This window comes from Hyphomonas sp. J20-32 (assembly GCF_055808555.1).
Genome location: NZ_CM147873.1, coordinates 1,290,491 through 1,301,290, shown reverse-complemented (window position 1 = coordinate 1,301,290; position 10,800 = coordinate 1,290,491). Strand labels below are relative to the sequence as shown.

Annotated in this window: 9 protein-coding genes; 1 reads left to right on the top strand and 8 read right to left on the bottom strand. The window is 63.3% G+C overall.

Annotation, left to right across the window (positions count from 1 at the left end):
- Position 1: 1 nt before the first annotated feature.
- The 7 genes from mraY to AC0L7I_RS06495 are packed head-to-tail and all read right to left on the bottom strand — an operon-like array spanning position 2 to position 7,558.
- On the bottom strand, positions 2–1,195 hold the full coding sequence (gene mraY / locus AC0L7I_RS06525) for a phospho-N-acetylmuramoyl-pentapeptide-transferase (RefSeq protein ID WP_473398741.1): 1,194 nt from the start codon (positions 1,193–1,195) through the stop codon (positions 2–4).
- Positions 1,195–2,631, bottom strand: a complete 1,437-nt coding sequence (locus AC0L7I_RS06520) for a UDP-N-acetylmuramoyl-tripeptide--D-alanyl-D-alanine ligase (RefSeq protein ID WP_473398740.1) — start codon at positions 2,629–2,631, stop codon at positions 1,195–1,197. The genes mraY and AC0L7I_RS06520 overlap by 1 nt, the downstream gene beginning before the upstream one ends.
- Positions 2,628–4,064: a UDP-N-acetylmuramoyl-L-alanyl-D-glutamate--2,6-diaminopimelate ligase gene (locus AC0L7I_RS06515; protein ID WP_473398739.1), complete on the bottom strand. Its 1,437-nt coding sequence runs from the start codon at positions 4,062–4,064 to the stop codon at positions 2,628–2,630. The genes AC0L7I_RS06520 and AC0L7I_RS06515 overlap by 4 nt, the downstream gene beginning before the upstream one ends.
- Complete coding sequence (locus tag AC0L7I_RS06510) at positions 4,061–5,686, bottom strand: peptidoglycan D,D-transpeptidase FtsI family protein (protein WP_473398738.1); 1,626 nt, start codon at positions 5,684–5,686, stop codon at positions 4,061–4,063. Before AC0L7I_RS06510 ends, AC0L7I_RS06515 begins: the two co-directional genes overlap by 4 nt.
- Positions 5,683–6,018: a cell division protein FtsL gene (gene ftsL, locus AC0L7I_RS06505; protein ID WP_473398737.1), complete on the bottom strand. Its 336-nt coding sequence runs from the start codon at positions 6,016–6,018 to the stop codon at positions 5,683–5,685. The genes AC0L7I_RS06510 and ftsL overlap by 4 nt, the downstream gene beginning before the upstream one ends.
- On the bottom strand, positions 6,015–7,043 hold the full coding sequence (gene rsmH / locus AC0L7I_RS06500) for a 16S rRNA (cytosine(1402)-N(4))-methyltransferase RsmH (protein ID WP_473398736.1): 1,029 nt from the start codon (positions 7,041–7,043) through the stop codon (positions 6,015–6,017). Before rsmH ends, ftsL begins: the two co-directional genes overlap by 4 nt.
- Positions 7,043–7,558 (bottom strand): division/cell wall cluster transcriptional repressor MraZ, encoded by a 516-nt coding sequence (locus AC0L7I_RS06495; protein WP_473398735.1) that lies wholly within the window; start codon positions 7,556–7,558, stop codon positions 7,043–7,045. The genes rsmH and AC0L7I_RS06495 overlap by 1 nt, the downstream gene beginning before the upstream one ends.
- Before the next feature lie 631 nt (positions 7,559–8,189).
- On the opposite strand from AC0L7I_RS06495, the gene AC0L7I_RS06490 reads away from it, so the two are divergent.
- Positions 8,190–9,086, top strand: coding sequence for a hydrogen peroxide-inducible genes activator (locus AC0L7I_RS06490; RefSeq protein WP_473398734.1), 897 nt, complete (start codon positions 8,190–8,192; stop codon positions 9,084–9,086).
- Positions 9,087–9,167: 81 nt separating this feature from the next.
- Here the strand turns inward: AC0L7I_RS06490 and AC0L7I_RS06485 are convergent, their stop codons facing one another.
- Positions 9,168–10,646, bottom strand: a complete 1,479-nt coding sequence (locus AC0L7I_RS06485) for a sigma-54-dependent transcriptional regulator (RefSeq protein ID WP_473399118.1) — start codon at positions 10,644–10,646, stop codon at positions 9,168–9,170.
- Positions 10,647–10,800: the final 154 nt, after the last annotated feature.

Genomic DNA, 10,800 nt, shown 5'->3' with positions numbered 1-10,800 from the left:
GTTACCTCAGCTTCAATGTTGCGAGGCCCGCGAGGGCGAACAGGACCGACAGGATCCAGAAGCGCGCGACAACGCGCGTTTCCGGCCAGTTCTTTTTCTGGAAGTGATGGTGCAGCGGCGCCATCAGGAAGATGCGCTTGCCTTCACCGGTCATGCGTTTGGTGATCTTGAACCAGCCGACCTGCAGCATCACCGAAAGTGCTTCGATCACGAACAGGCCGCCAATGACGACCAGTGCGAACTCGTGCTTGGTTGCGACCGCTACAATTCCCAGCATGCCGCCAAGGCCGAGCGAACCGGTATCGCCCATGAACACTTTGGCCGGATAGGCATTGTACCAGAGGAAGCCCATGCCAGCACCGATCATGGCGCCCAGCAGGACAGCTATCTCACCCGCGCCGGGCGCAAACTGGATGCCGAGATATTCGGCGAAAACGAAGTTGCCCGTCAGGTAGGCGATCATCGCATAGGCGGCGGCAGCGAACGTCATCGGCACGATCGCCAGGCCGTCGAGACCGTCAGTGAAGTTCACCGCATTGGCGCTGCCGACGACGACGATCATGCCGAACAGGATGAAGAAGCCGCCCAGCGGCAGGAAGTAATTGTTCACGAAGGGCACAGCGACGCCGCCCGAAAAGGCAGGGTCGGCTGGCTTCACCGACGTTGTCGGCGCCAGGTCTGCTATGTGTTGGGCGAGACCGTTCAGCGGCCCCCACTCGGCATGCCCGGCCGGTGTGTGGGCCCCGTGCAGGCCCATGATGAACGCGCACGCAACCGCCGCAATGCCAAAGCCGATCAGCAGGCGCGCCTTCGCGGAGACGCCTTCGGCGCTCTGCTTCGTCACCTTGGCATAATCGTCGAGAAATCCGAGCAACGCGTAGGACAGTGTCACGAACAGCACGACCCAGACGTACGGATTGGTGAGATTGCCCCAGAGCAGCACGCCGACCAGCAGGCCGATCCAGATCAGAACGCCGCCCATCGTGGGCGTGCCCTGCTTCGACATCTGCGCTTCCAGCGACAGGTCGCGAATCGGTTGGCCCTTGCCTTGCCGGGCCCGGAGCATGTTGATGATCGCGTCACCAAAAACCACTGTCACCAGGAACGCCGTCACAACGGCAGCGCCGGCACGAAACGTGATATAGTTCAGTAGGTTGAAGAAACCGCTATCCGCGGCCAGCCATTCGTACAGCATCACCTGACCTCTGCAGCGTCTTCGTCGCTGCTATCCATCTTGCCCAAACCAGCCGCTGCACTTCGTTGGCGCAAGCGGTCTGCAATAAGTCCCATTCCGGAGGCATTCGATCCTTTGAGCAATAGCACGTCGCCATCTCTCACTGCGTTTAGCAGTGCATTCCACAGCTCATCTGCCTTGGGGGCCCATACCTGCTGCAGGCTCGGCGGCAGGGCCTCTGACAGGTGAGTCATTTTGTCACCCGCGAGGAAAACGCCTTCAGCACCGCTCGCGACGACATCCGGCGCAAGTCCGGCATGTTCGCGCGCTGACTCCTCGCCGATTTCCAGCATTTCGCCGAGCGCAACAAGGCGGCGGCCGCCCTTTCGCTGCGCCAGCGCCGAGAGGGCAGCGCGCATGCTGGCCGGGTTCGCATTATAGGCATCGTCGACAAGCGTGAGATGACCGCCCTGCGGCAGCGCAATCTGTTCCACCGTGCCGCGCCCGGGAGGTGGAGCATAGCCGGACAGCGCCTCGGCACAGTCGGCAATGGAGAGACCCGTCTGGCTTGCAGCGAGAAGTGCAGCGGCTGCGTTCAGCGCCCAATGCTTGCCCACGGCCGCAATTTCCAGTTCCGCACGCTGACCGATCACGTCGATGCTGATGCGGCTGGTGACACCATTTGTTTCGTATCCCGTCACCCGCGCGGTGGCATCTTCCGCCATTCCGAAAGTCTCGAGGTTTCCTGTCGGGCAAAGCGCCCGCGCACGGGCGGACAGCTGATCGAGGAAGACATCGTCGGCGGGCAGGATGAATGTTCCGCCCGCTTCCATGCCAGCGAAGATATCGGCCTTCTCATTGGCGACGGCTTCGAGACTGCCAAGGCCTTCAAGGTGCGCGCCGGCAATACAGGTCACAATAGCGATATGCGGGCGCACCATTTGGCTGCGCGGCGCAATCTCGCCCGGCGTCGACATGCCGATCTCGAACACAGCGCGTTCGGTATTTTCCGGCATCCGCGCCAACGTCAGTGGCACGCCCCAGTGATTGTTGAAACTCTTGACGTTCCAGTGCGCCGGGCCGGCGGCGCGATAGATCCGCGCCAGCATTTCCTTGACGCTCGTCTTGCCCACGCTGCCGGTCACCGCCGTGCGGATCGCGCCGGACCGGGCCCGCGCCGCGATCCCCATCATTTCCAACGCTACCAGCGTGTCATCGACCAGCATCACAGGTCCGCCCGTGACGGGTTTCGACACAAGCGCGCCTGCGGCGCCCGCCTTGAAGGCGGCCGCAACAAAGTCATGCCCGTCGCGCTGGTCGTGCAGTGCCACGAACAGGTCGCCCGGCACCAGCGTCCGCGTATCGATAGAGATCGTGCCCGACACCCAGAACGGGTCGCTTGCCGTGCCGCCGGTTGCCAGCGCGATTTCTTCAGAGGTCCAGAGAAGCTGGCTCATGCGTCCTCCCCTGCCAGCGCCGAGAGCGCCGTGTCCTGGTCGGAAAACGGGATCACCGTCTTGCCGACGATCTGGCCTGTCTCGTGCCCCTTGCCGGCGACCACCAGCGTATCGCCTTTTTTCAATTCCGCGATCACGGTCCGGATCGCCGCTTCCCGGTCGCCGATCTCGCGTGCGCCCGGCGCGCCCGCGAGCACAGCCTTGCGGATGGCAGCGGCGTCTTCCGTACGGGGATTGTCGTCGGTAACAATGACATCGTCGGCCTGGCGCGTGGCGATCTCGCCCATGATCGGGCGCTTTCTCGCGTCGCGGTCGCCACCGCAGCCGAAAATAACCTTCAGGCGCCCCGCCGTGTGCGGCCGCACAGCGCGCAGCAGGACATCCAGCCCGTCCGGCGTGTGCGCATAATCCACGAACACCCCTGCCCCGGCGGGTGTCTTGCCAACCAGTTCGAGGCGTCCTTTCACGGGCTGCAGGTGCGTCAGGCCATCGGCCACCTGTTCAAATGTCAGGCCCAGCGACAGGGCAATCGCCGCCGCAGCCAGCGCGTTCAGCGCCTGGAATTCGCCGATCAGCGGCAGCTCCAGCGGCTTCTGCTCAACGTCGCGCCAGAACAGGTGCAGTACCTGCCCGGTCGCCCGCGGCATGATTTCGTCGATCCACAGGTCCTCGCCGCGCCAGCCGAACGAAACGATCTGGAGCCCGGCTTCCTTCGCAGCTGCCTCGAACACGTCGCGATGGTCGCTGTCGGCATTCACGATGGCCGGCATGTCCTTGCGTCCAAGCTGGCGGAACAGGCGCAGCTTGGCGTCAAGATAGGCTTCCATCGTGGCATGGTAATCAAGATGGTCTTGCGTGAAATTCAGGAACGCGACCGCCGCCAGGTCAACGCCATCCAGGCGGTACTGTTCAAGACCGTGGCTGGAGGCTTCCATGGCGCAATGCGTCACGCCCTGACGCACGAGTTCGCGCAGCGTTTCATAAATCGTCACCGGGTCCGGCGTCGTGTGGCCGACATCGATCTTGCCGCCTGGGCCAATCGCCCCGAGCGTGCCCATCGAGGCGGCGCCCAGCCCTGCACGGGTCCAGATCTGGCGAAGGAAGTCCACGGTGGATGACTTTCCGTTCGTGCCAGTAATCGCCACCACCGTTTCCGGCTGGGATGCGTAGAAACGCTTGGCCGCAAGGGCCAGCGCAAGGCGCGGCTCATCGGCGATCACATGCGGCACCGGCACTTTTTCGACGCCGCCATCGGACAGGATCGCCGCCGCCCCGGCCTCGACGGCCTGCGGAACGAACAAGCGCCCATCTGACGCCGTGCCCTTCAGGGCGGCGAACAGGAAGCCCGGCTGCACCTTGCGGCTGTCTGCCGTCATGCCGGTGATCTCGGTGTCGCCATCTTCGGCGAGGGGAAACAGGTCTTTCAGCTTCACAGGGAACTCCTCTCATCAGATGCAGAGCGGAGATCAGCGCCAGCAGGCCGGGCACCTTCGAAGCGCGGGGCGAGCCCGAGCAGAGGCGCGACACGTTCGATGATGCGTCCGGCTGTCGGCGCTGCGTTCAGCGCAGCCGTATCGCCGCGCTCCGCCCCTGCTTTGGGTTCATCCAATGTCACGATCAGGGCATATTGCGGGCGGTCATAAGGAAAGATGGCCGCAAAGCTCGTCACGTTGCGTGTGTCGTCATATCCGCCGGGCACCGGCTTTTCCGCTGTTCCGGTCTTGCCGGCAACGCCATAGCCAGCGACGTCGGCCCGCTTGCCCGTGCCGTTCACCACCGCTTCGCGCATCATCACATTGACCATGTCGGCCGTCAGGGCCGACATCACCCGCACCGGGGCCACCTTGCGCGTCTCGTCCATGACCAGCGTCGGGCTGGCCCGCTCGCCGCCATTGGCAAAGGCCGAGAACGCGTCGAGGAACGACATCGGGGTCACTGCGATTCCGTGGCCGTAGGACACAGTCGCCGCCGACAGGTCGTCAAACCGTTCGGGCAGGATCGGCTTTGCACTGCCGGCCAATTCGATCGGCGCCCGTTCCATCAGGCCCAGCCCTTCAAGAAAGGCCTTCTGGCGGCGGGGACCCAGCTTGGTATTGATATGTACCGTACCCAGATTCGAGCTTTCCGAGATGATACGGGTGACGCTGGCTGGTCCGCCGATCGGATGCAGGTCGTGAATCTGGTAGCCGCGGATTTCCATTGGCGCCTGCACATCGAACAGGTCCGTCGGCTTGATCGCGCCGGCTTCCAGCGCAGCGGCCACCGTGAACGGCTTGAACACAGATCCCAACTCGTAGACCGCGCCGGTTGCCCGGTTCAGCTGGGCCGTGTCATCCGGCTTGAGTTCCCGCGCCCGGTTGGCGTCGACTGGCGGCCAGCTGGCCATGGCGCGCACTTCCCCGGAATGGGCATCCATCAGGATCACGGCGCCGCCCTGTATGTCGTGCTCGGCAGCAGCGGCTGACAGCTCCGATTCCACTGCTGACTGGACGCTATTGTCGATGGTCAGGCGCACGGGCTCGCCGCCGGCGCTCAACCGGGTCTCCAGCGCGTATTCGATGCCCCCAATGCCCCTGCCGTCGACATTGGTATAGCCGAGCAGGTGACCGGCCAGCGTTCCGCGCGGATAGGCCCGGCGGCTCTCTTCCTCGAAGCGCAGGCCCTCCAGGCCGAGGTCGAACACGGCCTTGCGCTGACGCGGTGTCAGGCCGCGTTTGACATAAACGAACTCGCGCGATTGGTTCGCCAGGCTTGTGGCCAGGTCGGCGACCTTGATATCCGGAAACACGCTTTTCAGTGATTGGGCAACGTCGCCGGCATCCCATATCAGTTTCGGATTGGCGACCAGCGAATAGGCGGTCACCGACGTCGCCAGGAGTTCGCCGTTGCGATCGACAATATCGGCCCGCACCGGCGCATCGACACTGGCAATGCTTTGTGCGCGGACAGGCGTGGATGAGATCGCAAGATAGCCGCCCTTGCCCGCCAGGATGACGAACAGGGCGCTGAGGCCTAGTCCTACAAGCCGTGTCCGGTCGCGGGCGCCTTCAGTCACTTTGCACCCTCCGCCTGTTCGGGTTCAGGCACCGCGCCGGGTTTGACCGGCAAGCCGACAACTTCGTCGAGATCGGATTCACCGGCAATCTGGTCAGGGCGCGGCGGCGCCATGCCCAGTTCGCCACGGGCATATTCCTCGATCCATTCACGCCGGCTCATATGAGACAATTCGGTCTCCAGCAGCGCTTTTTCGTGCCGCGCATCCTCGATCTGGGCTTCGACCGCCATGATTTCGGACGCCGTATCCTTGGCGCCGTATTTGGCCCGGTACAGGCTCACGATCAGCAAGCCCACAACCAGGATTCCGAACAGGAAAGCACGTCGGCTCATGCCACATCCTCCAGGTCCGACAGGGGCGGCAGGTTCATGCCGTCGCTGGCGTCTTCCTCGATCGCGGGCGCGCTGGTACGGATCGCGGCCCGCAGCTTGGCCGAGCGTGCGCGCGGATTGCCTTCCACTTCCTTATCAGATGGAACAATTGCCTTGGAAACAGCCAGTTCGAACGTCGATTCCGGCCCTTTTGCCATCAGCGGCATGTGACGCGAGCCCCCGCCCTGCTTGCCCGCCCGGTCTCGTAACCATTGCTTCACCATACGGTCTTCCAGCGAGTGGAATGCCACGATCACCAGCCGACCGCCGGGACGCAGGATACGTTCGGCAGCGCACAGGGCGCGGGCCAGCTCGCCCAGCTCGTCATTCACGTACATGCGGATGGCCTGGAAAGTGAGGGTCGCCGGATGGGTGCGCGCGCCCCGGCGCCCGCCAACGGCCACTTCGACAGCATCGGCGAGGTCAGCCGTCGTTTCAAAGCGCTGCTGGGCCCGGCGCTGCACAATATGGCGCGCGATGCGTCGCGCCTGCCGCTCTTCGCCAAGTCGGAAGATGATATTGGCCAGGTCGCGTTCGGACATCGTGTTGACCACATCGGCAGCCGTCGGCCCGGCGGCGCCCATGCGCATGTCCAGCGGGCCGTCCTTCATGAAGGAAAAGCCGCGGTCGCCCTCGTCGATCTGAAAACTCGAAACGCCGATATCAAGCACGACACCGTCGACTGTCGAATGCCCGGCATTGATCACCAGCGCGTCCATTTCGCCGAACCGGCCGAGCAACGGCGTCAGGCGCGGCGTCTCTGCGGCGAGCTTTTCGGCACGTTGGATTGCGTCGAGGTCGCGATCGATCGCCAGCACGCTGCATTTCGCAGCCTGCAGGATGGCCCGCGTATAGCCGCCGCCGCCGAAGGTGCCGTCGACAATCAGGTCGCCGTCCTGCGGCGCAAGCCAGGCGAGGACTTCATCCATCATCACCGGCTTGTGACCCGATGCCGGAGGACGCGCAGATGTGTGACGTGCACTCATCAGCCTTCGCTCCCGTCGACCAGTTTGGGGCCCATGTAGTGTCCGGCGCCCTGCTGGTGCAGGACTTCGGTATAGGCCCGCCCAAAGGCGGCCAGCGTTTCGGGCTCGGCTGCGGCCGCTTCCATGGCCGCATTGAAGGCGGCATGCTTTTCAGGGTTCCATATCTGGAAACTGTCCATGTTGCCCGCGAACTTGATCCGGTCGGTCAGCTCGGCGGCCTTGCAGAGATCTTCGGGCAGCTTGATCCGCCCGGTCTCGTCCATCTTCAGGTCAGCAGAGCCCGCAATGATACGGGTGACCAGCGCCTTGCGGACTTCGGATTGCGGGGCCAGGCGCGTCAGGGTCGCCCGGTACATCGCCATCAGGGCTTCGCCACCGCCCTCGAGACAGCCTGATCCGTCCAGCGCCGGCCAGAGGAAAATCCGGGTGCCACCGCCAAGCGCAGCGCGAAAGGGCGCGGGGATGGAAACCCGGCCTTTTGCATCAATAGCGCTCTCGTAGGTGGAAACAAACACCCGCCAACCCTGTAATTATTATGCCTAAACCCCAGCATGGGTAAACCATGTGTAAATTTGGAATATCATGGGTTAGGATGGGTCTCAATGGGCTGACTGGGTGAATCGAAATATCCACAGCCGGGTCAGTTTGGAACATAAAACGCACGCAGCAGGAACATGATGGAACATCGCCATGGGCTGGCATGGGAGCGGCGTAATTTGTTCTACTGAATCAGTAAGTTACCAACGAGTGTTGTAGCGATGCATCGCGCGTTGAAGTTGACTGGAAAAACGCACCAATCGAACTGACATTACATCAAATCAATGTCGGAACGCGCCTGAGATCATCATCTGCTTTTCTGAATCCTTGAGTCGGGCCATGTCGGAACCGCTCGAATACAGGGCCTCCTCAAGAGGAACACCCCCGACGCTCTGCCCAGCCAGGTACAATCTCAGACGCTGCTTCTGGATTGCCGGAAAACGAAAGCGGGCCAGCGGCCGGGCTCTTCGAGGAACAATTTGCCGGCGCCGGATGCAAGGCGGCGCGACCTGCGGTTCCGGGACAGCCTGGAAGCCGGGATGACAAATCCCGACGGGCGCGTCCCAAAAGAAAAATTGATATTCAAGGAAAAAAATATAGATACGCTCTATGGCAATACCGACCCTCAGACAGCTCCAGTTTCTCACCGCGCTCGGCGATACGGGCTCGTTCTCACGCGCCGCCGAAGCCTGCTGCGTCACCCAGCCGACCCTGTCTGCCGGTATCAAGGACCTTGAAGAATTGCTGGGTGTCCGGCTCGCAGATCGCGAAGCGCGCGGCGCGCGCCTGACCCATGCCGGAGAACTCGCCGTCGCTCGCGCCAGCGCCCTGCTCGCTGACACCCACGCCCTCGTCCAGGCCGTCCAGAGTGCCGGCGCGCTGCTGACCGGCCCGTTCCATCTCGGCGCCATCCCGACCATTGCCCCCTTCGTCCTGCCTCAGGCTGTTCGGTCGCTGGGCGACGCCTATCCAGACCTCAAGCTCTACCTGCACGAAGACAAGACGACCCGCCTCATCGACCAGCTGCGCACCCGCACGCTGGACGCAGCACTGATCGGCCTGCCCTGGGACGCGCCGGGCATAGAGACCCTGCCCCTGTTCGACGATGAATTCCTGTTCGCCTCGTCCACCAGCCACCCGCTGGCGAAGAAAAACGGCCTTTCTCCGGAAGATCTGGCCGGCGAAGACATCCTTCTGCTGGAAGACGGCCATTGCCTGCGCGACCATGCCCTGTCCATCTGCCGCCTGAAGACCGGCAGCCATGCCGGACAGGTCGCAGCAACGTCGCTCGGTACCCTGGTCAACATGGTGGCCGGCGGGCTCGGCGTCTCCCTCCTCCCCCGGCTTGCGATGGATCATGGCCTCGCCATCGGCCATGACGTCGCCGTACGCGAATTCACCACGCCCGTCATCGGCCGCCAGGTCGGCATCGCCTGGAAGGCCGGCAGCCCCCGCGAAGCCGACGCCCGCGAGATCGGCAAAATGATCAAGGCGGCGCTGGTCTAGCTGGATCGCAGCCCCCCGAAAACGGAAAAGCCCCGAAGCGCATTGCACTTCGGGGCTCCCGATCATTGCCTGTTCCGGCGTTTATCCCGCTTCGCGTTCGTTGCGAACGTCGAGATCGTATTCGCGCACCTTGCGGTAAAGCGTCGAGCGGCCGATGCCGAGGCGGCGTGAGACTTCGCTCATATGCCCGTCATAGAACTCGATCGCATATTGCAGGATGTCCTGCTCGATATCCGTCAGTGTACGCAATTCGCCATGCGCGTCCGTTATGCTGACCGGGCTATTGCCCACCGCAACAGGACCTGAATCATTGGCCGCCTTCGGTGCGGTCGGCACCGCATTGGCCGCCACCGGTGCCGCCGGCAGGCTGGCAAGGTCGGGCATCTGGCCGGAGATTTGCGGGAAGTCCTGTGGTTGCAGGAGGTCGCCCTCGCACAGCACCACGGCGCGGAAGACGGCATTCTCCAGCTGGCGCACATTGCCCGGCCAGTCAAAAGCGTACAGCATTTTCAGCGTGTCATCAGCCAGGCCAGACACTTTCGCGCCTTCGCTCGCATTGAAACGTGTCACGAAATGCTCGACCAGCGCCGGGATATCGTCGCGACGTTCGCGCAAGCTCGGCATGTCCACAGGGTAGACGTTCAACCGGTAGAAAAGGTCTTCGCGGAACGTGCCTTCAGCGACCTGCGCAGCCAGGTCGCGATTGGTCGCCGAAATGATGCGCACATCAACCTTGGTCGGGCGGCGCGAGCCAACGGCATCCACCTCCCCTTCCTGCAGGGCTCGGAGCAGTTTCACCTGGGCATCGAGCGGCAGCTCACCCACTTCATCGAGGAACAGCGTACCGCCATCGGCCTCGACAAACTTGCCCGGCGCCTTCGAAACGGCACCGGTAAAGGCGCCTTTCTCATGGCCGAACAGGATCGACTCGACGAGGTTTTCGGGGATCGCGCCGCAGTTGACGGTCACGAATGGCTTGCCCGCTCGGTTCGAGGCGCCCTGGATACACCGGGCGACAACTTCCTTGCCGACGCCGCTTTCACCGAGGATCAGGACCGGGATGTCGGAGGCGGCTGCCCGCTCGGCGAGACGGACTACCTGGCGCATCGGCGCCGCAGAGGCAATCATGTCCTCGAAGCTCATGCCGCCATCGGCCTTGCGCGACAGGCGTTTCACTTCACCGGTCAGCGACTGCATCTTGAGGGCATTGCGGATGGAGACAACAACGCGCTCCGGATTGGCCGGCTTGACGATGAAGTCCACGGCGCCGCGGCGCATCGACTGGACGATCGTGTCGATACCGCTTGTCGCGGTCAGCATGATCACCGGCAGGTCGGGGCGCTTGTTCGCCAGGCGCTCGAGCGTGTCGAGACCCGACAGGCCCGGCATGGTCAGGTCGAGCAGCACGACATCGACGCCGTCCTTGGCATCGGCGGCCACCGCAATCCCGGTCTCGCCGTCCGGCGCCGTGCGGCAGGCAAAACCCGCCTTCTCCACGGCGGCCTGTAGCAGGCGGCGCTGTGTCGGATCGTCATCAATAACCAGAACGGTCTTCGCCATCATCTTACCCTTGTGCGTAGCCGGAGGGTATTTTACCCACCGAGCCTGAATTCAATGGCGCAATATGAAACAGCAACGTCCCACATCGCGACGACCCGTTATGACACAGCGGGATGAGGTTCCGGTGTACGCAATCGGTGAAATTTCAGGTGAA